The following is a 24350-nucleotide window of genomic DNA, read 5'->3' as shown; positions in this document are numbered from 1 at the left end:
AGACCTCAACGGTCTCGGGGTCCATTTCAGTTCCGGGAAATGATTCCAAATGCAACGACAAGCCGTTCAGAACTCGAATCCATCGTCGAAGACAAGTCCCCGCCGCAACCGGTATTCGGCCTTGGCGTCCAGCTCCCGCAGCTGGCTGGAACCAGCGATCCGCTCGCGCAACCGAAGCTCGACCACGGAGTTGTTGAAACCGTCGGCTTGCCCGGACAGCAGGAACGTGGCCGGCGTGTGACGGTCGGCCGGATCCTTGGATGTGGAGGCGAATGCGATCGGTACCTCATTGGAGATGAGCGTGGCCGTGCCGTCCGGGTTCACGCCCCACAGTCCGGCGAGCACGGTGCGTTCGGCGATCTTGCCACCCACCGGTTCGGCCTGCAGGAAGTCGACCGTGATCTGCCCGCTGGTGATTTGGTCGGTGTCCTGCAGGATCCTGAACTCCACCTGCCGCACATCGCCGGCGGCCGAACGTCCCTTGTTGATGTGCACCACCGGCACCACGATCTCAGGCAGCGCGGCGCCGCCGTGCACGTACCTCACCCCATCTCCTTGGATGCGCAGACGGTGGATGCCGTTGGGCACCTGGATGGTCACGCCCTGCGCCTGCGGGTCCTCCAAACCGACTTGTGACGCGGCGAACGTGGTGAACGCCGGCTTGTCGGCGAGGTTGGATCCGACGACGAAACGCCGCTTCTTCACCCAGATCACGTCGCCGGACGGGTTCTCGCTGAGCCATTCGGAGTCCGCCACGTCATGATCCTGATAGAGGAATCCATGGTCGGCGGTGACGATCATGTTGGTCACATTCGCGTTGGCCAGTCGTTTGACGATAGCATCGAGTTCGTCGAGTGCGTGCGCGCAGGCGCCGAAGGCGTTCGCTTCGCTTGCAGCCTGGTCGCCTACCGCGTCGATGTCGTTGTGGTAGACGTACAGCACGTTGCAGGATTTCACCAGATCGCGGTATTCGTCACGCTTCATGTTCAGCAGCGTTTTCGCCTCCACCGCGTGACCGTTCACCGTGGCGAGCACCGCGTCCCGCGCGGCCAGTCCGGCGGTGGGCCGCCCGTCCGCCAGCACACCGTAATGGTCAACCGGGCTCAATGTCAGGGTGGCATGCGGCAGCAGCGCGGCCATGCCGAGCTGCGTGTAGGAGGGCAGTACTCCCAGCTGCGCCTCGATCGTGGCGTTCCAGCGGCTTTGCGCGTTGATCCGTTCGCGGAACTCCTCGGCGACCTCGTAACGGAACGCATCGGAGATGATGACGGCGATCTTCTTGTTCGCGTCGGTCACCTTCTTCACGTTGCGCGTGTAGAAGTCCCGCTGCGAGGGCACGTCGTCGATCGTCCACTCGTCCAGCTTGTTGATCTGGGCCTGCCAGATCGCGCCCAGATCGGACTGATAGCACGAGTACTCGCGTTCGAGGTCGTCGGCGACCGCTTTGCCGTTGAACCTGCTGCCCGCCTTCCACGCGGCGATGAAGCGGCGGTAGCAGCCGTCGACCCCGTACAGGTCGTCCGCATACAGGCGGAAACCCTCCTGTACGGATGACACGGATTCCATGACGGGTCGGGCCGCGCGCAACCGCGTCCGCAATGCGCTGGCCGCGGCGATGATGGCGTAGTCCGAAGCGAATTCGTCATACCACAGGCCGTATCGACGCGAGCCGACGATGCGCTGCACGTCGTCGTCGGTGATATTCTCGTTGCCCAGCTCCTCGTACAGCAGATCCACAAGCTGCTCGTCGACCTCGCGGAACAGGTCGTGCGATTCCAGCTCGCCGGGGCTCATCGCGGTGATGACACGCGTGAGCGACAGGTCGTCGAACGCGGTGTCGGCCAGTTCGCGCACCACCGGCGTGAACCGGGGGTCGTTGCGCCACATGGTGAAGTCGCGGCGGATGTTCGCGTAATAGTCGGCGCCATGCTCGGTGTCGGTAAAGTTGTTCCATGCCAGGCGGAACAGCCACAATACGAAGTCCTTGACCGTCGGGTTTCCGGACTCGCCGCCCGTAGCACTGCCCGTGTCAAACCGGTAGATCCTGCGGGTGCCGGTCCAGTGGTAGTCGGCCAGTTCCATCGCCGTGATGCGGTCGATGCCGTCGGTGTCGCCCTTCGCGTACTGCGCGAGCAGTTCGCGCCAGATCGATTGCAGGCTGTGCTCCCCCGCCGGCAGGTCGAGCAGCGAGGCGATCATCTTCGCCTGGAAGTCGCGTTCGTCGTCGTTCGCGCGCAGTCGTCCGGCCAGTGCATCCACCAGTTCGTCGTCGTCGAAGAACGACTTGGTGCGCTGCATGATTCCGAGCCATGCCGTGCGCGTGGATGCGTTCGCCTCGTGCGGGAACATCTCGTTGACGATCATTGTGAGCCGGTCGGCGGTGAACAATGGCCCGTACGCCAGTTCGAGGTCCAGCAGCCAGTTGTCCTCGTCCGCGGGCAACTTGCCGGTGAGGTATACGAGGAATTTCGCGGCGGGCTGTTCGACGAGGATGCGGTATTTCACGGCGAACGGATTGCGTTCCAGCCGTATCGTCTCCACGTCGCGCAGCGCCTCGTTCTCCGCGTTCGGTCCGGCGATCTCGTCGAGCAGGTCGGCGAACTCGCCGGCCTCGTCATGCCAGAACACCACGCGGCCATCGCTGTGCGGGGTGCCGTCGAACGCCGCGAATCTCGCCGCCAGCAATCTGCCGATCTGTGTACCGCTGCTCATATGAGTTCCCTTCTGATCTTCCCACGTTGGTTGATCCCGTGTCGTTTTCACGTCAGGCATGGTGCAAGTCGCACCGTATGGATTCATGACTTCATGACAACAAGTCGCTCGACAACACCGACTGGTCGTCACGCAGCAGGCAGGACAGCAGCCGATCGGAGATCTCCTCCATGACGGAGTCCGGAGCGGTCCCGACCTTCTGCGGTTCCCTCACGGTCAGGTCAAGCGACTTGGTCTGTTCGACGGCCGCGTAACCGTTGATCAGCGCGTTCTCCTCGCCCATGATGAGCCCGACGTTGACGTGCAGAGGGTACCCGTTATCGGTGTGGGTGATGGGCGTGACGAAGGTGAGATTGCACCGGCTGTTGAATCGGTCGTTGCCGACGACGACCACGGGCCGACGCTTGTTCTGCTCGTGCCCCAGCGACGGGTCCAGATTGACGTAAACGATGTCACCATAGCGGAACATCAGATGATCTCCCCGCCCACCGGAGCACCGGTGTCGAGTTCCTCACCCTGATATTCACCGTGATACCCCTCAAACAGACGGTCCAGATCACTGGACCGGACCTCTTTGCGCACGGGGGTGAGCACCAACGAGCCGTTCTCCACCTTCGGGGACAGCAACGCCCCTTTCTGCACACCCAACTGGGCAAGCAGCGTCTTGTCCAATCTGATGGCGCAGCTGTTCCCCCACTGGGAAATCGTCACGGTCTGCATGACCATCACCACCCTTCCGTATCTACAATGTATATCCTACTGTTGCGCGGAGTCATCGGCAAGGACGTATCGGGTCGATCTCCCTGCGCCCAATCGCGAACTAATCGCGAACTAACTGCGAACTAATCGCGAACCGATTCGGCAGCATCGCGCACTCCGGATTCGGTATCCGGCACTTTCCGGCAGTATCCGGCACTTTCCAGCAGTATCTGGCAGGCCAAACACAGTATCCGGCAGTATCCGGCAGTATCCGGCACTTTCTCACTAAAATCACACCCAAGACGGAAAGCAACTACGGTGCAAATTCCCGCAGCGTCATCACTCCCTTCTCAATTTCATCCATCGCTTGCTCAACGTTCCTGCCCGACGGAATGACCTGCATACCTAGGAATTTAGGGAGACATACTTTACAAACATTTATAGCTCTCAGTATCATTTAGCGCACAATTGAATATGTCACTTCGCTAACTCGTTTAGTGTAAGTTTTATCACATTCATAGGCCCCCGGATCAAACAAGCAAAGATTCATGCCACCACTTCTTAGCGTGCTGGCATACTTCACCCCATCGTATGGCCCACCCTGCTTTTCACCCAAACTCTTGATAAGCTCAGCAATATATTGCGACGGAATGTATTCAAGAGGATTGTCCCCTCTGCGCATTGGCTTGGAAATCTCCCGGGTCATGCCGCGTAGAATATCAAGATTCGCCGCAAACATGGGTAAATCACCGCTGTCGATATCAAATGGACTGATTTCTGAGAGCTTCGATAGGTCTGCAATCGTAATGTCCCGTTTAAGTGAGAACTTTCCAAACGTCACATAATCATGCATTCCTGCACGGATCTCGTGTAAAGCCGTGTCATCCGCCTCATCATCGTTGCCCAGAGTCGTATACAACTCACTGATTCCCACCGGATTGATGCGCCCGTTACCAGCAACCCCTTGCGGCGGAGCCCCCATTTCAGCCCCCGCAGCATAGCCTTTCATATCCTTGGCGATCCTCGCACGTGTCAGCACCGTGCCTTGTCCACATGTATCTCGCGTATAGCTAATCAGACGTGCCAATTCATCAATATCGATGAAAGAGACAAAGAATCGATTATGATATTTCAGATGGTCGGCAAATTTATCCCAATCATGCTCACCTACGCGTCCATCATCACTTAATCGAACCATGCCTTGAAGAAGGGAGTCCATCGCATAACCATCGAACACTCCCTTGGGGGATTCCGCATACATTGTATCCAACAACTCTTGTGCAGTTTCTTCTGCGATAGCGAATAACCGCCATCTGCTCGATAGCTCGTGAGCTAACGTATATACATCCGCTTTGGTCTGAGTGCCACACGATTCGTAGAGCCCAATGATTGTCAGCAATGAGTACTGAAGATCAGCACATGCGCCGAACGCATATGTAGCGACGCCTTCACTCCCACAATAATCACAATCACCTTGTACGCCTAGTCCCTGCACCATACTACGCAACACATGGTCTCGGAAACAATTCACGCAACAGTTTGTCATCGGTCCGGCCTTTCAGAGAGGAACCATCCCATGAGCTCAAGATGATGCATGATGCAGAGTTTCTTGATGGTCGGCAATCCCGGATATGTATTAGTCTTCGCATGACCGATGAGCTTCTGCAGACCTATCGTCAGGTGTTCCTGTTTCATCCCGTTGCGACAATCGTGCCACACATCCAGCATTCGCGCCGTCTGCACGAATTTCTCCGGTGTCTCATGAGCATCGTCACTGACATCGGACACGAAGTGGTGAATGCGAAGATCCCATTTATCGTCGAAGTACACGATATGGAGCGCAACCGCTTTAGGCATTCCTCCATGTTCGTCATAGTTATCGCCAACAATTGAATAATCACCGAATCCTTCATACTCATCGTCATACCACATATGGTCATCTGAGAAGAACTCGTCCTGACAATCCTCCTCTCCATATGCAGCATTGTTGTCACGTTTAATGAACGGGTCTGAGAACAAGATTCTCTTCGCGACAATTCCATTACGCTCCAAGTCACGGGCAAGACGTTTGCTGTCCGATGCCGCGACAGCATGGAAATCGAAATTGCGTAGTTCTTTGATACGACCGCGATCATTTTCAGACACGAAAACAATACCACTGTCTCTCAGTAAATCGGAACCAGACTCCTTGACATGCTGCGCAACTTCTACAGCATCGTTATTTAATAGCACAGCAGGGAAAACAATTCCCAATTCCCCAGTCAACGGAATTGACTCATTGGAACCGTATATGTCCAGTCGACTGTCAAGATCAGTGGCTACAGCCAAGTCTCCCACATCCGGGTTCAAAACGACACCAAGGGACTCACCCTCCCGGCTACGAAAAGCATGCAGAACCTGCCGAAGTTGTGGCATATCGCGTATTGGCTCGATGATGGGCACTACTTGCGAGGTTAGTTTCCCTGCCGCCAATAGTTCCCGGAGCGCGAGCAGCTCATACTGACGCGCCCTAAGATACGGGTAGTAGACCATTATCAACCCCCTTGTTACGGCAACCCTACAAATGGAGAAGCTCTGCTTCTGGCACGTTCTTCATTCTATTGTAGGCAAAGTACAGGGATAGCCGTCGTTCTTCTGGAAACTGCTCCAAATCTTCGCGCGTCCAAATATTACGCTGTTTGATTGTACGCATGACCAAGGCTTGCGCTTTCAACACAGGGATGTCGAAGAACATCTCGCGGCATGCCCTATAGAACATAGCCGACGGAACATCAGGCACGGTGCCGAACTCGGTTTGCAGAATCTTCGTATACTCCGGTTTGCGCAGTACCTTCAGAAGCTCGATCTTGCTTAGATCGTCGTTGTACTCGCTTGGCTTCAACGCACATCTGAGCGCATTGCGGCGGGTCATGACGTAAATTCCGACATGCGCGCCAAATTCAGGCATGGCATCAAGACGCTCACGCAGACAAGCCAGTTTCTCTTCGGGAATCACCACGTTCACATAAGAGAACACGGTGAAATAGTCCCGCAATTGGCCTTCAAGCCGATCGAACGTATCGAGATCGGATTTGATCTCATACACCGTTCCATGCCCGTTAACAATGACAGTATCCGCAACAGAACCAGCCACCCGGAACTGTCGGAACGCTTTCGAGGTCCGCAGACTATGCGAACGCAACAATAGTCGATAAGCTACCACGTCCTGATAGAACGCTTCATTCCTCGTAACATCTTTCATATCCAGAACACTCACTTATATCCGATATATTATCTTGCTATTTCTCCTATCTGCCGAGAAATACCACGTATTGCATGCTCAATGTTTTTCAACTCTGGATTCTTCCCGCCAGAGCGGGTCATTCCTGTGCCAGGAACAGGAATAGGTGCTTTCAAGCAATCATACGCAAGAAAGTCGTAAAAATCCAGCTCATCCTCTTCTCTCAACCAAGAATAATGGACCCTTATCTTCCCTCGTAATGGAGCGCCATCTATAACATCACCTTTCCCATCTGTAATGATCCAATACACACGTTTGCTGGATTCCGGCATAAGGTCAAATGGAGTTTCCATAAACCATCGAAGATGGTCAGAAACATGATGATCATCACTAGATATAACGAATTGTTGATCCACAAGTTCAATAGTTATTGATCTTGCTGCAGTGCCTCCGGTATTTTTCAACTTCAAATCCCAAACACCGATTCCACCAATGCTGGGAATTACATCCATGGAGATATAGGGACGGTTTCTGTCCTCACTTTCTCTTTTTGCCTGTTCAGACGACTCACGTATCTGAACAGATGCCTGACGGATTTGACAGGCCGTAAAACATAATGCAATTAAAGTAAAACCTGCCCCCACCATAGCCGAGATGGCTTGAGCTGCATCAGTCCACATCAGAGTATCGTCAGCCGACATGTACATCATCCCCATTAGATCACGCCTCCAGCGGGTTGACGGGCCAGGTCCAGGATTGGACGGTTTTGCGTTTGGCTTCGATGGGTTTGATGGTGCGGAGGGATTGGCCCATACGCAGGTAGTTGACCAGCACTCCGTCATCGAGGTCGATGGGGAGGTTGCGGGTGGCGAGCGGGTAGAGGATGTCGCGCTCGTAGTCGGTGCACTCCTTGATGGCGGTGCGCAGCTTCTCGCCCTTGCGGACCTCGGACGCCTTGGAGGATGCGAGCAGGGCTTCGGACTGGGCGTTGAGCTTGCCGGTGAACTCGCGCAGGTATTTCAGCACGGTGTTCGTGGTGGCGGGCGTGTACCGGTGCAAGTAGACGAGCGCCTTGAACGTGGCCTTCTTGTCGGTGCGGCTGGAGTACATCCAGTAGATCGGCCGGTTCTTGTACATCCGCACATGGTCGTCGTAGAAGTCATCGGCGAAGTACTTGCGCAGGGGCTTGCCAAGTACCTGTTCAATGTAGGCGACGTTCTCGTTCACATGTTGTTCGTCGAGAGCCACGGCGAGGAACGTGCGGAAGCGTGCGACGAGGTCGTCCTCGAACCATTCCTCGTCGGTGACGGGGATGACGTTGTCCGCATCCGGCTCGAACGAGGGGCTCGGGATCTGCGCGTGATAGTCGTCGATGGTTTCGCCCTGCGAGGCAAGGATGAGACCCGGCTTGTCGAGCGAATACCGTCCGAACATGCAGCCGACCGCGTAGGAGATGATCTCCTTGACGACGTCCTCAGCCATTTTCGCGTCACGTTCGGCAGACGTAGCCTTCGGATAGGCGAACGCCGGATTGCGCTTCAGCGAGACGCGTTCGATCGGCACATCGCACGGCACCTCGTCGCGCACACCGTAGGCATCCGCCACCAGCTCGTTGTTCCTGATCTCGCGCTGGCGCTGCTCTTCGGCGATCTGCTTGCAGCGGGCGATGTAGGTGGGAATCGACTCAGCCAGCACAACATCTCGGCTCCCTCTGACGAGGGAGCTGTCAGCCTGCGGCTGACTGAGGGAGAGACCATTCAACACATTCAAGTTCTTGAAATCCCACGAAGTTTCGCAGGAGTCCCAATCATGACGAGAAATCTCGACTAAAGCATCAACTTCTGAACAATCAACTTGATCACAGATAGGAGTATAGCCAACTGGTCCCTGCATATAGTGTGTAGACGATCCCAGTATATTCAATATCTGAACAGCAAAAGAACTATTCATGATAGACAAAAGCACATCCGGATTACCACTCTCTGAATAGGAGAGGAAGCCACTAGTCTGATCACATATGAATCCAGCTCCATCAAAACGAAACGAAGGATCTCCGGAAGTTACCGTAGACCACGAAACAGACGGCAAAAAATATGATTCGGTATTTTGCGCTCTCGAACGCGGTTTCCCGCCATTCCCGGTACCAAAAAATCTAATTTCAGAGCCGTCGTTCTCCCAATTGACAACATATTCACGATTCCCGTACCACTTCCGAAATTCACCACCCTTGTTGTAGGAGAACCACCGTTTGCGACTCACAACAGATTCTTTGCCCGACAAGCAACCGAATAAATTACGTGATTGGCTAACTTCCCACCATTCACGTAAGAATCTCGGATTATCAGCGGTTGCCAATCCCTGTCGTGGCTTCACATAATTTACAAGACGAGTCCCATATCCAAAAGCATCTCTCATTGATTTCGACAACCAATAAGCTAATGGAGATTCAGGAATCTGTGCAAAATCATGCTGGTTAACAGTGAAAAGCAGACCGTTATTCGCCCCCTTGACGACACCGGCACAGGTACGCGCTTGGTCTTCATCTCCATGCACGTACACCAAGCGCAGGTACGTGCCCTTGCCATCAGAAACACCATTGCGAATGGTGAATGCCGTGGTAGAGACGACTTCGCCGCCAATGCTGTCGAATGCGCCGGCCCCGAGATGTGCCATCGTTTCGATGGATTGCTTTGCGAGCAATCCCCTGCGTAGTTCCTCGAACGAGGAGAGGAACATCCAGCTCTGCATGGTGATCATGCCGAGCAGTGCGTTCGGCTTGATGAATTGCAGGTTGCGCAGGATGAATGCTGCGAACAGGTCAGACTTGCCGTCCTTGTAGTGGTACTGCACGTACTGCTTGAGCAAAGTGCCCATGTTGCTGGAACCCATGTAGGGCGGGTTGGCTACGACTGCGGCATACTTGCGGGCTAGGTAAGTGGTTTGGGTGAGGACGGTGCGAGCTCGGTCGGTGAGGGTGTCGGAGAAGAGGGTGGTCTCTCCGCTGTCTCTCCCCCACCCGGCTCCGCCGGGAGCCCCCTCGTCAGAGGGGGCCGAAATAGCGGCGAGGTCGGTTGGGGGTTGGATGAGGGAACCGTAGACGTCGGCATGCTGGTAGGTGTTCCAGGTGTCGGCGTCGAGGGTCACGTTGTAGAGGTCGTTGAGCTCCTGCACTTCCGCGTCGGTGAAGTATTCGGGCGTGATGCGCTGGATATTCGGCTGCACCTGCTTGCGGAAGAAGCGGCGGTAGCGGCCGCGCGCCTTCATCGTCAGGGCGAAGGCGGCGAGGTTGGCGGCGCGTTCGTCGATCTCCATGCCGAACAGGTTGTGCTTGAGAATCAAGCCAGGGATCTCGTTGGCGGAGTAGCCGGCCTCGTCGTAGATGTCGTAGAGCAGGTCGAATGCGTAGGTGAGCATGTGGCCGGAGCCGCAGGCGGGGTCGCAGACGGTGAGGTCCTCGGGGGTGGAGATCTTGAGTGTGTCTCTCCCTCCGTCAGCTTCGCTGACACCTCCCTCGTCAGAGGGAGGCAGGATGTAGTATTCCCATGTTTTGTGGAGCTGGGATTCGGGGTGGGATTGGGTCCAGAGGCGGCCTACGGTGTTCTGAACCAAGTACTTGACGATCCAGTCGGGGGTGAACAGCTGGGTGGCGGCGGGGATCTCGGCGGCGCCGGCCTTCTTGTTCTTCTTGAAGCCGGCCATCACCTCGTCCTTGCGTTCGGCGATGTAGAACTGGTAGAGCCAGCCGATGATCTCCACGTTGCCATTGCGGGTATGGTCTCTCCCCCACCCGGCTCCGCCGGGAGCCCCCTCATCAGAGGGGGCCGAAGCAGAGGATCCGGCTCCATCGTCAGAGGGGGCCGAACCAATGCAATCGGCGACGGGCATCGCCTCCACGGCTTTGCGCAGCACGGAGTCGGAGGCGAGCAGGTCGGCGGGGAGCAGCAGCTCGTCGGCGGCACCGGCCTTGTCGAACATGAACGGCATGAACCGGTTCCAATACCCGCAATAGGCGCGCAGCAGCAGACCATAGGCCTCGCCCTGCGGATCGTTGCTGCGCTTCGTGCCGTCCAGCAGCGCGGTGATGGTGGGCACCACCTTGGTCGCCGAGCCGACGGCCGAACCGAAGACGTCCTCGTCGAATTCGCCTCGTTTGGCGGCCGACAGCACGGCCGGCAGCGCGTTCGGATTGTCCGCGTCATCACCGGACACCGCATGCGTGCGCGTGAACTCGTTGGCGTCCATGTACCTCAGGGCGACGATCCGGTTGAACCAGCGGTAGGCGTGGCGTTCCGCGGTCTTCGCGCGCCCTTCCTCGCCGCCGCCGTTGGCGCGGATCTCCTCCTCCAGCTTGGCGAACGCCGCCGGGCTATCCACCCGCGCCGCCGAATTCGGCTCCATAGCCGCATCCAGCTTCGCGCGCACCGCCTTGATGAGCTCCACGCGCGCCCACGCCGCGAACCCCTGCAATTTACTCGTGTTCATCGTTCCATTTCCTCCCGCAAGTTCCCGTCATTGAAGATACGGTTCACAGCAGAATGCGTTTTCCTTCCTTGATGGCGTCCATGAGCTTATGGCGGTATTCGTCAAGGAAGTTGTCCACGTCGGCCTCCGTGAGCAGCATCGGCTTGGGGCGCGGCGGCGTGACGCGGATCGTGCGGTTGCCCTGCTCCGCCTCGGGCGCGGGCTTGACCGCCTGCACATGCTTGGGTCCGGGAGCGACGGTCGCATCGTCACCGTTTTCCGCTGTCCCGTCCGCTTCCCGCTCTCCTCCCCGCTCACCCGGTGTGGGCGGAACCTTGTCGGGCTTGGCGGACGATTCCTGCCGCTCCGGCTGCACCTTCGCGGCGTCCAGCTGGTTGACCAGCGCCAGATACAGGTCGCCGCGCACGGTGTCCGCGGTCTGCCTGATGTCGGCGATGTACTTCGCATGCTCGATCTTGGCGGCCGCGTCGTCCAGCGAGCGCAGGGCGCCCTGCCGCGCGTCCTCGCGGGCGTCGCGGTAGGAGTCGATGCCGACGATGGTGTCGCGGATGGCGGTCACGATCCCCAGAGCGCGCCGCCGCTCCTCGTCCACCAGTTCGCCGAGATGCTGGCGCAGACCATCCAACCCCCTCTTGAACTCGTTGACCCTGTTGCCCTTGAACAACAGCGGATCATCCGCGATGGCCCGCACGGCGTCACGCTCCCGCCGGAGGTCGTCGGAGGCGAGCGTGAAGTTGGAGTCGTTGGCGTCGATCCACTCCACGCCATCGGTCAGCACGGTGCGCTGGCCGCCGTTGAGGAGCTTGCGGATCGGGCCGATCACATCCTCCATGTCGTCGAGCAGACGCTCCGTGCCATTCTCCTCGTCCTCACCGGGGAAGTCCTCCAGCAGCCATTCCTCCGATTGGCCGGTCACGGCGCGCAGACGCTCCAGCGGCCCGTTGAGCTGCCCGACGAACACGAACCGGCTGTTGGCGGCCTTCAGGGTCTCGAGGTCGTGGACCGTATCCGAAAGCCCATCCCTGATGAGCCGGGCCATGTCCTCGGCGTCGCTTGGCACCTTGCTGGCGGTCAGGCCGAGGTACTCATCGGCGAAGGTGCGCAGTTCCCGGAGCTTGCCGGCGTCATAGTGCTTCGGGATCGCCACGCGCATGCTTTCGGTCTTCTTCTGATTGGTCAGGTACTTGACCACATCGGTGCGCGGTACACGGATGCTGTCGATCACGAGATGAATCCGTCCGGTGCCGTACAGGTAGCACAGGCACGCCAGCGTATCCGCGAACGGCCAGCCGTACGGCACGGCCTCGTAATGCAGGACGACATCGCGTACGGTGGGCGTCAGGTTCCGCCTGATCTGACCGGACACGTAGTCGTAGACATCCTGGGCAGGCGTATCCAAACGGTCCTTCGCCGAATCGGCGGCACCCAACGAAGGAGTCTGGTTGGATGCATCGTCAAGCACTGCCGCCAAGTCGCGTTCGGTGTAGGAGAGCCCTTCCACCATGGTGAAGTTGGTGTACAGGCGACCGATCAGCGTCTGCATGGCCTCCGAGATGACGGCGGACGCATCCTGGCCCGTCTTCGTCTCCAACGTCGACCCGTTATAGGCGATGGTCGCCGAGCACAGGGCCTTGTTCACTTCATCACGGAGACGATGGCCCATGCCCTCAAGTTCGATGCGCTTGTCGTCGATGATGCGCTTACGCGGACCCTGCTCGTTGGAGTGGAGACGCAGGTACTTCTCGGTGCGCTCGACCATGGCCAGATCCCGCAGCAATGTCGAGCCATCGGCGTTGAGGATCACACGCAACACCTCACGCTCGCCGGACGAATGCAGGACCTTGGATTCCACCGACATGCCGTCCATCGGGGTGCCAATGTGCAGCGTGATCGGCTGGGGACGGCCCTGTGCGACGTTGTCGATGGTCAATCCATATCGGAACGAAACCTTCTGCCTGCCTTGGCCGTACTCCACGCGCAACGGCTGGCCGAGGACCTCATCACTGAGGATCTTGCCCAGACGCCCGCGAATCTGGGCGTCGTCGATGTCGGTGTTCTTGATCTCGCTTTCGACGGCCTGTTCCTCGTTGGTCAGGTACTCGTACTCGTCGCCGGTACGATGCACATAGTTCTGGCGTTCCAGCTCGTCGAGCGTCGACTGGATGCGCTGCTCCAGCCCGGGCAGGTTCTCGTCGAATCCACCGAGCACGAGGATGCGCAGGTTGCGTACGTTGGCTTTGAAACCTTTGACGTGCTTGACCAGCAGCAGCGCCTTGAGCAACGGCAACGCCAGCTGCTGGACGCCGGGGTCGAGTTCGCGTTCGGCCTCGTTGATGCGATGGTTCACCGAGCTTTGGATCGTGCCGGAGATACCGTCGTAGAAGGCGCTGAACGGGATCAGTCTGCCGACGGCATCCATCTTGTGCTCGGACAGCGCACTGCTGACGGTGGACAGCAGCGAGCGCTCTCCGACCGAGCGGTGCTGGCCTTCGAAGAATCCCGCGCCGCTCATGCCTCGCATTGCATCCTGGAACAGCGCGAACTGGTAGTTGATGAACGGATAGGTGGCGGTGAAATCATCCTCCGTGCCGAACCGGAGGTTCTTGAACTGACGCACACCGCCCTCGCCCTGGAAGGTGAACAGGGCGTCGAGCTCGTCATGATGCGCGTGCCACAGATCCTCGACCGCCGATTCGCCCTGCTCGTTCTTGGTGAGCAGACGTTTCTGGATGACCTCGATGGCATCGGCGCTGGAGAGCTTCAGATTGACCGCGAACCGGCCCTTGATCTTGGTGAAATCGCCACCCTGGCTTGCCGTACGATCGCCGATGATGGAGTCGATGTCCTCCTGGGAGGTGACGATCACCCACACACGGCCGTTGGTGCGGGAGAACAGCTCCTCGGTCACGGTCTGTAGATCGAGCATGAAGCCCGCATCCGTGCTCACGAACTGTCCGATCTCATCCACGAGGAACACCAGACGGTAGCCCTTGGGCTGGTGCTGCAGCCAGTCGTTCACATCATCAGCGAAATCGGCGATGGTCGGGTTGTACTGCTTCTGGTAGTCCTTGAGGATGTCCGTGCGCCTCTCGCCACCAGTGGCGGCGGAGAACGCCTGATCGATCTTGGGGCCACAGAACGCGGCCTGCGGGCGGCCCTTGGACCACGGCCTGCCCGCGATCAGCTCGAACTGGCGCTTGAATTCGTCAAGGCAGCCGTTGGAGTCCAGATCGCGTTCCATCTTCGCCACGTACTTGTTGGCGCCGTAATACCCGCGAGCCTCGTCGAACACGCGGATGAAGGCGTTCATGAGCGTATCCTTGCTGCCCTTCTGCGCCTTGCTGTCGATGTTGAACAGCAGGGACATGGCGGGGATGCGCAGATTGACATCCAGAAGCCCTTCAAGCGCGTGGTTCTCGGCGTCACGGACCTTGGCCTTCATGATGTCGATGACCTGCGCGCGGCTCAACGATTCGGCTCCATTCGGATGCACGCTTGCGGGAATGTCGCCCAGAATATGGGAGAGGATCTTCAGCAGGTGCGACTTACCGGACCCGAAGAAACCGGAGATCCACACGCCGTTCGTATAGCTGACGGACGTGTCGTTGTACGCATCAAGGAAGCGCTCGAGATTGAGCTGGATCTCGTTGGTCAACACGTATTCGCGCACCTCGTCGGCGAGTTTGCTGTCGTCGCTGGCCTTGATGACGCCATCGATCTTGTCGTCGATGTTCTTGTCGAAGATCCCCCTGAGCTGCAATGCACTGATGTCGTTCATGCGTCGGCTCCTTCCGTAATCGCCGTGGCAATCATTGTGTTGAGACTGAACGCGCGGTAGTAGTTGTCCGCGTCGAGACGATGGAACAGGCGCATCACCGAAACAGTCGTCGCCGTCTTCTCGTACGTTCCCGGGAAGAACACCACCACCGGCGTGTGCTCGGGGATGATGTCCTGGATGCAACTGAACAGCGCATGCGCGCGGATGTACGGATACACCCGGCCCACGCCGGTCAGGAACACCAGATCGGCCTCCTGATTCGCCGCGGCTTGCGCGTAACGCTCACGCAGAGCATCCCTGAGATCGTCGTTGTCGGGACCGAGCATGCCGGCGAGCGCCTGATAGAAATCGTCCTCCTGCAGCCTCGGCCAAGGCGTGTGACCGGTGACATCATCGAACTCGTCGTCGCCGTGCATGTCGGGCTCCTGTTCGATGGCGGAATCGAAGACGTCGTTGTCCTTCATGATTTCGATGGCCAGATCGTACAGGTCGATGACCAGCACGGCCGGGGCAGCGTCATCGTCGTCGACGGGATCCATGCCCTGCAGGCGGTCAACGAGCATCGGGATGCGACGCTCCACCTCCAGCTCCCGTTCCGGAGGATAGGCGTAGATGAAGTTCGCCGGTTCGCCGCCGGTGTCCTCGCCGTTGCGGAAACGCTTGGAACGCATAATCCCGAACAGGCCGTCGAAATCCTGCTCGACGGTCGTTCGAGGACGACGGTTCACGTCGCTGATGGATGTCATCGCTTTCCGATCTCCTTACGCCATGGTCCTGCGGCTACTGTGCCCACGTCCTGCTGCGTCCCTGTCCGCCGCCCCCGCTCAGCAGTCTTGTTCATCGGTTCCGAAGCGGGAAGAACAGGAACGATTCCGGCCTGTTGTCAAGGATACCGGTCACGGTCCTGCCCAACAGGGAAGGCAGCAGCGTGTTGTCGTCGGCATCCATCAGACCGGCCTCGCCCATCGCCCGGAACATGTTCGAACGAAGCTTGTTCGCGGTGGTGGTTTTCATCTCCTCCAGTTCGACGTGCCACATGGCCTTGTCGAGGATGAACCGATCATAGTCCTCGTAGGTCACCTTCGTGACGCCCATAAGGTAGTGGTCGCGCAGCACTTCGCTGGCGAATTCGCCGATCAGCGCGTAGTAGCGGCACATCGCCACCCACATCAGGGCCCGACAATCGGTCGCCGGCGCATCGGAATCGGCGAGATAGCGGATCTCCGTTTCGGTGAGCGCGCTCAGACGCTTGCAGACCTCGCTGACCATGCGGGTGTTCGCAGCCCGCGTCCGGATGGACAGCACGTTCTCGTCAAGGGCCTGACGGCGGATCCGTGCTATACGCTCCCCCAACTCATCCGGTTTACCGCCGACTCTCCCGCTCGTGACGGCACCCGCGACTTCATCAGTCGCGACGGTCGCATCAGTTTCATCGGCGATGGGGCCATCGAGAAAACCATTGCGCACGAACAGCGAGGCGATGATGCGACCCTGCGGCGCGAGCAGACCACCGACCGTGAAGGACAGCCGATACCGCCCACCGGGTGTTTCCGCACCATACATTCCCGCCATCGGTTTCCTTTCCTCTCGAGACTCTTCGAACAATCGCAGTATCCGACGATAATTATGCCCTTGCCCGCATCACCTTATCCAACCGGACAACCCGTCCTCGGATCTCGGCTACATCACCGTACGAGGTCGTTCAGCTCATGCGAAGCAGGCCAGAATCATCCCGGTGATGCGATCCATTTCATCACTCGGCACCCATCCGACGACTTCGGCACCCCTCGCTGCCAGATCCAGCGCCTTGAGCTGCTCCACCTCAACAAATCCCTCGATCGATTCGCCCATGGAAATCGGATGGACCGGGACATGCAACGGGTATCCGTTGTCGGTCGACGTGATGGCGCACGCCAAAGTCAGGTTGCAGGTACGGTTGAACTGTTCGTTTCCCACAACCAACAGGTACCGTCGTTTACGCTGTTCATGACCGGCCGATGGATCGAGATCCGCGACGACGATGTCTCCCCTGCGGTATCCGTTACCGGTCACAGCTCCTCCCTCCCCACGGGATTGGCGAACCCGTCCTCCGTAGGCTGCGGGCCCTGGTAGTCAGAGAACAGTGCGTCAAGGTCCGGCAGGACATATCGACCCATCCTTCGTGTGGGCGTGGAGACCGGGCGTATGACGATCGCGCCGTCCTTCACCTCCATGGTCACCGAGCTCCCCTCATGGATGCCGGCAAGCTCCCTGACCTCCCGCGGGATTCGAATTCCCTCGCTGTTCCCCCATTTCGTGACGGTAGCCGTAGCGAGCATGCGCCACCACCTCCTTACGTATACACATAAGGATATACGTTGTTCGTATCAAACGGCAAGCCGTTGCGATCGTTTTCAGCGCTATAGTGGTGCCATGAGCATGATGATGTGTCCTGAATGCGGAACAAACATCTCCGAACAAGCAAGAGTATGCCCGTATTGCGGTTTTTGCAGCGCGGATGCCGACTCGCCGATCCAAGGACGGTCGCAGTATGAGATAGTCCCCTCACTCGCCTACGACGTGACACGCGTGGGAAATGACGGGGAAGAGACTATAGATACGCTGGAAATCGTCGCCGATGACCGGAGGCGTCTCCTGCACATACTTGAAAACTGGGATCATGTGCGGTTGATGATGCCAGGCATCGTGCAATTCCTACAACAAACATTCGCCGAAGGCGACGCACAAATGGTTGCAAAGTTACCCCGGCGCTTCCAACAGCTTGTAGAAGAAGGTAAGCTTCATTTCCAGCAGGATTTGAATGGAGAGACGCTCGCGGCGCTATTTGACGACAAAGGCCACATAGTAAAGCAGGTGAGGCTGGAAATGTCCGAGCAGATTCCCGATCTTCTGCCTACGATACAACACCTTCAGACACAAGCCGCCATATCGATGGTGCTCTCGGAGATCAAAGATGTGAAGGCTGCTGTCCATGAGCTTCATGTCGAACAGCAAAACGACCGTCTGGCGAAGGTGGATACGGCATGGGACATGTTTCTACAAGCACGCGCGGTCACTGATAGGCGTCTACGTGATCAGCTGCTGATGCATGCCATCATGCAGGCGAATGACGCGCGCAGCATCCTAGCCCGGAACTTCGAAGAGCAGATGCATGCCATTGCAGATCCCAAGCGGCATGGGAAGAAAGACGGCAAAGCCGCCGATGCCTTGAACGACCTCACGGGAATCACGGATACGATTCAGATAGCCTGCAACGGATACATCGCTCTTGGACAGCCGAAAGCGAGCCATGAGGTATTGCACCAGTTTCGGACATTCATCCGAGACAATGACCTTGCCGATGAAGACACGCTGATACGGCTCAACGAGCATCTGAGCATTGAAGCGAAAAGCAAAGCGAGCGATCGTCTGGATCGTTTGACCCACCTCTTGACAGGAATAGCCCAATCGCAGGAAACATGGCCGACGACGATAGGTAGATCCGTCAATGTAGCAGCAATCGGCGATTCAGCACAGCAGAAGGAGTACCACGATGATGTTCTCGAAAAAGACCAAAACTGACGATGCGACCGCGCAGCGAGAGGAAAGCGCTCCCGAGGATCGCAGGCATTGCAAGCAATGCGGCGCCCCGCTCGCACGGGACACTAAGGGAGAGTACTGCGCGAATTGCAAAAGCAACAGAGAGGGGAAACGGAACAAGCTCCTCGTTGGCGTAGCAGCCGTTATCCCTGTCATCAGTGGTGCAGTTATGAAATATGGACCGAAAATCGCAAAGTCCATCTTCAAAAGCAAGTGATGCCTCGGCGTTCTCCAAGCTTTGACGTCGTCTTCACCCGCGCAGCACCGGGCCGGCGAAGCGGCGGTTGTTGAGGACGGGCAGAGTGCGGCGGGTATCCGTCAGTTCCTCGTGGTTGAGGTCGGCGGCGATGAGGGCGGGACCGTGGCCGTTGGCTTCGACCAGCGTCTCGCCCATCGGGTCGATGATGCGGCTCATGCCGATGTTACGGGCGCTCACCTCGCTGCACGCCAGCACGTAGCAGGTGTTCTCCAGCGCGCGGGCCGCGGTCAGCAGCGACCAGTGACGTTCCTTGAGGGGCCCGCGCACCCATGCGGCGCTCACGACAATCACGTCGGCGCCACGTACGGCCAGCGAGCGCGCGGTCTCCGGGAAACGCAGGTCGTAGCAGGTCATGACGCCGACCTGCCAGCCGTCGATGTCAACGACGGGCGGCAGTTCCGTTCCGGGCCTCACCACGTCGGATTCGCTGGCGTTGAATGCGTCGTACAGGTGCAGCTTGCGGTAGGCCGCGCGGATTTCGCCGTCGTCGATGACCAAAAACACGTTGGATACGCGGGTGCCGGGGTTTGATGTCTCCGACGACATCGGCTCGGGCAAGACATGCACCGTGCCCATCAGCGCGATGCCACGCGCCTTGCTGATGCGGCGCAGCCCGGTCACGAACGGCCCGTCCAACGGCTGCGCGTGCGCGGCGGCGAACCCATCATCATCCCCATCGCGAGCGATCAGTCCTTCGGGCAGCACCAGCAGACGCGCGCCGCCGGCCGCCGCGTCACGCGCGAACCCGTCGATGATCTCCAGATTGCGTTCCGGTTCACGCGCGACGGTGAACTGCGCCACCGTCACGGCAAGCGTCGTCAGGAATCCCATGCACCATATCATGCCACGAGACCGCACCGTGTGGATCATCAAACGCGACGAAAAACGTGACGAATGTCGATATAACGACCACACGAATCATGACGAGCGTCGATATGGGAGTCACCGAAATAGCGATAAGTGCTCAAAATAAGGTATTCCAAAATCAGATAAGTGCAATAAACGGTTTATACTGAAATCAGACGAATGTCGTCTACGGAGGTGGAAACGTTGAAACGCAAGGCTTACGAGCGTATCAGATTCTGGAAAACCCATAAGACCAAGCAGGCGTTGCTGGTGACCGGTGCGAGGCAGGTGGGCAAGACCTTCATCATCGAGGAGTTCGGCCGCGCCGAATACAAGCACATGGTCGAATTCAACCTCGTGCTTGACGACAATGCCCGACAGTCCTTCGCTCAGGCGACCAGCCCAGACGACCTGCTGTTCCGTATCTCCGTCGCGGCCAACGAGCCACTCGTTCCGGGGGAAACGTTGGTGTTCCTCGACGAGATCCAGCAATGCCCCCATATCGTGACCTTCATCAAAGGGCTCGTGGATAAGGGCGACTACGACTACATTCTCTCCGGTTCGCTGCTGGGCGTGGAACTGGAGGATGTCAGATCACTGCCCGTCGGTTATCTGGACGAATTCGCCATGTATCCGCTCGACTTCGAGGAATTCTGCTGGGCGAACGGACTCGTGGAAACCGCGTTTGACGTCGTACACGAGTGCTTTACGAACACGAGTGAGGTCCCCGATTTCATTCATCGCCGACTCATCGACTTGTTCCACCGTTATCTGCTGGTGGGTGGCATGCCGGCAGCCGTGACTTCCTTCATCGAGAACAATACCATCGACCCCGTGCGGGCCATCCAATCGAACATCCGCACATACTATGAGCACGACATCAAGCAATACGCGCCCAAGGAGAACCGGCTCACCATTCAGGAAATCTACCGGCTCATCCCCAACGAGCTGCAAAGCCAGAACCGACGGTTCCGGATCAGTTCCATCACCGACGTCAAACGATTCAGCCAGATCGAAGACGAATTCCTGTGGCTCACCGGGGCCAACGTGGCACTGCCGGTCTTCAACGCCGCCGCCCCGATCGCCCCGCTGCGAGCCAATTCGGAACGTCGGCTGATGAAGCTGTTTTACTCGGACGTCGGCCTATTGGTCGGGTCCTACGGCAAGAAATCCGCATTGGGTATTCTCGACGGCAACGCCGCGATGAACATGGGCGGCGTCTATGAGAACGTCACCGCGCAGGAACTCGTCGCGCACGGGTTCGATCACCTGTACTACTTCACCAAAAAGGGCATCGGGGAACTTGACTTCCTCATCGAGACGGACGACGGCGACATATTGGCGCTGGAAATCAAATCGGGAGCCAGATTCCGATCTCACACCGCTCTCGACAACGCTTTGTCGACGCCCAGGTACGACATCGACAAAGCCTATGTCCTCGCCGAAACCAACGTGAGCGAGAAGGACGGCGTCACATACCTTCCCATGTACATGCTATCGATGCTGCGTAACGAATAGGGCATGACGACGCCGCATCGAATCCGATCCGTCTCATTCCATGCATTCCACGCATTCCGTACGCTCCGCAGCTCCCGTGTGATGCGACTCCCCACACGGAACCGCATCACACGGAACCTCCTCACACGGCGAAGGCGGACCAGCGGTTGTGGGAGTGTTCGACCTCGATGGGCATGCCGAACAGGTCGGACAGGCGCTCGTTCGTCAGACCCTGCTCGAGCGGTCCGGTGTAGATGATGGTGCCGGCGCCGGGGTTGCCGGCGGAGTCGAGCCCCTCCTCGGTGGCGTCCTCGGCGGGGATCGGCTTGCGTCCCATGATCGCGATGTGGTCGAATCCGGCGGGGATCTCCTCCAGACGATGCGTGACGAGCACGACCGCACGGTTGGAATCCTCCTCGCCGATGCGGCTCAGCGTGCGCATCACCTGCTCGCGTCCGCCCAGATCGAGACCGGTGGTCGGCTCGTCCATGATGAGCAGCTCCGGGTTGCCCATCAGCGCGCGGGCGATGAGCACGCGGGTGCGTTCGCCCTCGGACAGGCGCCACATCTCCTTGCCCTCCAGATAGCTCACGCGGAAGTCGCTCAATAGTTTGCGGGCGCGCGCGTACTCCTCCTCGGTGTACGTGTCGCGCCAGCGGCCGGTCACGGCGGAGAGCCCGGTGACGACCGCATCGAGCGGGTCCTCGAACTCCGGGAACTGACGTCCCAGATCGGCGGACGCCAGTCCGATGCGCGTACGCAGTTTGAACACGTCGTACTTGCCGAGCTGATGGCCGAGGATGAACACACGTCCCTCCGAGGGGAAGGTGCGCGTGGCGAGCATGCCCACGGCGGTGGACTTGCCGATGCCGTTGGGGCCGAACAGCACCCAGCGCTCCCCCGCGCGGATGGTCAGGTTCACGTCGGTGATGATCACGCGTCGCTTACGGCGGAACTCGACGTCCTCGAGCCTGAGCACGACGTTGTCGGCGTCGTCGATGTCGGCGGCGCCGGCGGTGTTTGCGGTGTTGCTGGCGTTGTCGGTCATGGTGATGGATCCTCCCGTTGCCATTGGTATCTGTTCGTGTTTTCTCGTTGTGCGGTCCCGCCGATTATCGACGATGGGCCTCCCCTCATGCAAGGGAAGGCCCATCTGTCAATCGGTTATCCGTCGATCAGTCGTCTGATCGGCAGCCGATCGTCGGTCATCACTTCTGCTCGGCGAGCACGTCCTCGTAGACCTTGACGGTCTTGTCGGCGATGGACTCCCAGCTGAAGTGGTCGCGGGCGCGCTCGTAGCCGGCCTGTCCCATCTTCTTCGCGAGTTCCGGATCGGCCATGACCTTGTCGATGGCGGCGGCCATGTCATGCACGAACTTGTCCGGGTTCGTGGGGGTGCCGGTGCCGTCGCGCAGCTGCTCGATCGGCACGAGATAGCCGGTCTCGCCGTCGACGACGACCTCGGGGATGCCGCCGGTGGCGGAGGCGACGACCGGCAGGCCGCAGGCCATGGCCTCGAGGTTGACGATGCCGAGCGGCTCGTAGATGGACGGGCAGATGAACGCGTCACAGCCATGCTCGAGGGCGTTGAGCTCCGGACGGGGCAGCATCTCCTCGATCCAGATGATGTTGCCGCGCTCCTCGTCGAGCTTGGCGAACGCGGTCTTGACCTCCTCGGCGATCTCCGGGGTGTCGGGCGCGCCGGCGCACAGCACCACCTGAATGCCCTTGTCGATCAGGTGCAGGGCCTGAAGCAGGTACGGCAGGCCCTTCTGGCGGGTGATGCGGCCGACGAACAGCAGGGTCGGCTTCGAGCGGTCGATGTGGTAGCGGTCGAACACGCCCCACGCCGGGTCGTCCTCGGCGGGCGTCGCGAAATCGGACATCGTGATGCCGTTGTGCACGACGACGACCTTGTCCGGATCAAGGTCCGGGTAGGCGGTGAGGATGTCCTCGCGCATACCGCCGGAGACGGCGATGACGCGGTCGGCGTGCTCGTAGGCGTCCTTCTCGGCCCAGGAGCTCAGGTTGTAGCCGCCGCCGAGCTGCTCGCGCTTCCACGGGCGGAACGGCTCAAGGCTGTGCGCGGTGATGACCAGCGGCGTGCCGTGCAGCATCTTGGCGAGGTAACCGGCCAGGCAGGCGTACCACGTGTGGGCGTGGGAGATGTCCGCATCCACGTCGTTGGCGATCTGCAGGTCCACACCGAAGGTCTTCAGGGCCGGGTTCGCGCCGTCCAGCTCATGCGGGGTGCCGTAGCCGACGACCTTGAGCGATCCCTTCGCCTCGGCGGCGTTGGGGATGGCCGGCACGTCGGCCTCGGTGCGGGGACCGTCGAACGCGCGTACGGTCACGTCGACGCGCTCGGCGAGCACTTTGGACAGCTCTTCGGCGTGCACGCCGGCTCCACCGTAGACATGCGGCGGGTATTCACGGGTGAGGATGTCGACCTTCATTTCACAGACTCCTTCTTCGGACCGTTATCGACGTTTTCAGTATAACCGGCGACGCCGCGACGCCCCGGATTGCCGTCTGTCCGACGCGCCCTGTCCGACGCGCCCCACGTTCCGTCATCGCGAGGAAACGAAAAACGCACGACCGGTGTCGTGCGTTTTTCTATGCCGAGACATAGTCCCGGGCTTTCTCTCCCCCAGACAGCTCCGCTGACAGCCCCCTCCCAGAGGGGGCCAAGGTAACTGCCGAAGCCTGATCAGACGGCGGTGCCGTTTTGGTCGAGGTTCGGATTGTGCTTCGAATCGCCGGCCGTGAAGAACAGGCTCACGACGCCGACGATGAACACGCCGGCGACGGTGGCGACCAGCCACATCGGACGGGCGGCGCTCGGCAGCCACATGACCACGAAGAACGCGATGACGGCGATCGCGATCAGCGTCCAGCTGCCGACGCGGAACCACTGGCGGGTCGAATGCGGGGCCTTGAACGCCTTCGGGTTCCTGTAATCGGGGTTCGTGGTGAGCGTGGCGGCCTCGACATCGGTCTCGACCGTGCCGCCGGTCGGCTTCCACGGACCGACGGACTCGCCTTCCTGCAGCCTGCGGGAACGCTCCTGTAGCTGATATTCGTCGATCATTCCCGCGCGACCACGGCCGCGGGTGGAGTCGTACTGCGACGGCACTCCCCTGCGGTCGGCCTTCGCCTTGGCGCGACGTTCTGCACGATTCGGCATCTTCAAACACTCCTTCTACCGTTCATACAAGATGACACTGGGTGATACTTTACCTCAGCGCGTCACGAAAAACGCAAAACGGCTCCCCCGG

General features: G+C 59.0%; 19 protein-coding genes. 2 read left to right on the top strand and 17 right to left on the bottom strand.

Annotated elements, in window-relative coordinates:
• Positions 1–66 precede the first annotated feature (66 nt).
• The 13 genes from pglZ to CSQ85_RS00620 form a co-directional block, all read right to left on the bottom strand.
• Positions 67–2712, bottom strand: coding sequence for a BREX-1 system phosphatase PglZ type A (gene pglZ, locus CSQ85_RS00680; RefSeq protein WP_150382423.1), 2646 nt, complete (start codon positions 2710–2712; stop codon positions 67–69).
• A gap of 91 nt (positions 2713–2803) precedes the next feature.
• A complete protein-coding gene (locus tag CSQ85_RS00675) occupies positions 2804–3181 on the bottom strand; it encodes a type II toxin-antitoxin system PemK/MazF family toxin (protein ID WP_223846741.1) in 378 nt (125 codons plus the stop codon).
• Positions 3181–3438 (bottom strand): AbrB/MazE/SpoVT family DNA-binding domain-containing protein, encoded by a 258-nt coding sequence (locus CSQ85_RS00670; RefSeq protein WP_150382421.1) that lies wholly within the window; start codon positions 3436–3438, stop codon positions 3181–3183. Before CSQ85_RS00670 ends, CSQ85_RS00675 begins: the two co-directional genes overlap by 1 nt.
• Positions 3439–3868: 430 nt before the next feature.
• Positions 3869–4909: an RES family NAD+ phosphorylase gene (locus CSQ85_RS00665; RefSeq protein ID WP_190972810.1), complete on the bottom strand. Its 1041-nt coding sequence runs from the start codon at positions 4907–4909 to the stop codon at positions 3869–3871.
• Positions 4910–4953: 44 nt separating this feature from the next.
• Positions 4954–5943, bottom strand: coding sequence for a sce7725 family protein (locus tag CSQ85_RS00660; protein WP_150382419.1), 990 nt, complete (start codon positions 5941–5943; stop codon positions 4954–4956).
• 25 nt (positions 5944–5968) lie between these two features.
• The gene (locus CSQ85_RS00655) at positions 5969–6667 is read right to left on the bottom strand and encodes a sce7726 family protein (RefSeq protein ID WP_150382418.1); all 699 of its coding nucleotides are present in this window, start codon (positions 6665–6667) and stop codon (positions 5969–5971) included.
• Positions 6668–6681: 14 nt separating this feature from the next.
• On the bottom strand, positions 6682–7311 hold the full coding sequence (locus CSQ85_RS00650; RefSeq protein ID WP_150382417.1) for a hypothetical protein: 630 nt from the start codon (positions 7309–7311) through the stop codon (positions 6682–6684).
• 40 nt (positions 7312–7351) lie between these two features.
• Positions 7352–11113 carry a BREX-1 system adenine-specific DNA-methyltransferase PglX gene (pglX, locus tag CSQ85_RS00645; RefSeq protein WP_150382416.1) on the bottom strand — a complete coding sequence of 1254 codons (3762 nt, stop codon included), beginning with the start codon at positions 11111–11113 and terminating at the stop codon, positions 7352–7354.
• Positions 11114–11156: 43 nt separating this feature from the next.
• On the bottom strand, positions 11157–14891 hold the full coding sequence (brxC, locus tag CSQ85_RS00640) for a BREX system P-loop protein BrxC (protein ID WP_150382415.1): 3735 nt from the start codon (positions 14889–14891) through the stop codon (positions 11157–11159).
• Positions 14888–15637 (bottom strand): DUF1788 domain-containing protein, encoded by a 750-nt coding sequence (locus tag CSQ85_RS00635; RefSeq protein ID WP_150382414.1) that lies wholly within the window; start codon positions 15635–15637, stop codon positions 14888–14890. Before CSQ85_RS00635 ends, brxC begins: the two co-directional genes overlap by 4 nt.
• A gap of 91 nt (positions 15638–15728) precedes the next feature.
• On the bottom strand, positions 15729–16463 hold the full coding sequence (locus CSQ85_RS00630; RefSeq protein WP_150382413.1) for a DUF1819 family protein: 735 nt from the start codon (positions 16461–16463) through the stop codon (positions 15729–15731).
• A gap of 135 nt (positions 16464–16598) precedes the next feature.
• On the bottom strand, positions 16599–16943 hold the full coding sequence (locus tag CSQ85_RS00625; protein WP_150382412.1) for a type II toxin-antitoxin system PemK/MazF family toxin: 345 nt from the start codon (positions 16941–16943) through the stop codon (positions 16599–16601).
• Complete coding sequence (locus CSQ85_RS00620) at positions 16940–17209, bottom strand: AbrB/MazE/SpoVT family DNA-binding domain-containing protein (RefSeq protein ID WP_150382411.1); 270 nt, start codon at positions 17207–17209, stop codon at positions 16940–16942. Before CSQ85_RS00620 ends, CSQ85_RS00625 begins: the two co-directional genes overlap by 4 nt.
• Before the next feature lie 94 nt (positions 17210–17303).
• Here CSQ85_RS00620 and CSQ85_RS00615 point away from each other — a divergent pair, with 94 nt between their 5' ends.
• Positions 17304–18452 (top strand): zinc ribbon domain-containing protein, encoded by a 1149-nt coding sequence (locus tag CSQ85_RS00615; protein ID WP_190972809.1) that lies wholly within the window; start codon positions 17304–17306, stop codon positions 18450–18452.
• A gap of 268 nt (positions 18453–18720) precedes the next feature.
• Here CSQ85_RS00615 and CSQ85_RS00605 read toward each other — a convergent pair whose 3' ends face one another.
• Entirely contained in the window at positions 18721–19560 is an 840-nt protein-coding gene (locus CSQ85_RS00605) for a nitrilase-related carbon-nitrogen hydrolase (protein WP_150382408.1), read from the bottom strand.
• Between the two features lie 219 nt (positions 19561–19779).
• Between CSQ85_RS00605 and CSQ85_RS00600 the strand changes: the two genes are divergently transcribed.
• The gene (locus tag CSQ85_RS00600; RefSeq protein ID WP_223846740.1) at positions 19780–21093 is read left to right on the top strand and encodes an ATP-binding protein; all 1314 of its coding nucleotides are present in this window, start codon (positions 19780–19782) and stop codon (positions 21091–21093) included.
• Between the two features lie 121 nt (positions 21094–21214).
• On the opposite strand, the gene CSQ85_RS00595 is transcribed toward CSQ85_RS00600, so the two are convergent.
• From CSQ85_RS00595 to CSQ85_RS00585, 3 genes are all read right to left on the bottom strand, one after another.
• Entirely contained in the window at positions 21215–22120 is a 906-nt protein-coding gene (locus CSQ85_RS00595; protein ID WP_223846739.1) for an ABC transporter ATP-binding protein, read from the bottom strand.
• A 160-nt stretch (positions 22121–22280) separates the two neighbouring features.
• A complete protein-coding gene (gene glgA / locus CSQ85_RS00590) occupies positions 22281–23528 on the bottom strand; it encodes a glycogen synthase (RefSeq protein ID WP_150382406.1) in 1248 nt (415 codons plus the stop codon).
• Between the two features lie 254 nt (positions 23529–23782).
• A complete protein-coding gene (locus tag CSQ85_RS00585; protein WP_107042556.1) occupies positions 23783–24259 on the bottom strand; it encodes a hypothetical protein in 477 nt (158 codons plus the stop codon).
• Between the last annotated feature and the right edge of the window lie 91 nt (positions 24260–24350).

The sequence above is a fragment of the Bifidobacterium rousetti genome (assembly GCF_008698235.1).
GTDB classification, from domain to species: Bacteria; Actinomycetota; Actinomycetes; order Actinomycetales; family Bifidobacteriaceae; genus Bifidobacterium; species Bifidobacterium rousetti.
The sequence above is the reverse complement of the archived record's forward strand: the minus strand, read 5'-3'. Positions and strand labels throughout refer to the sequence as shown.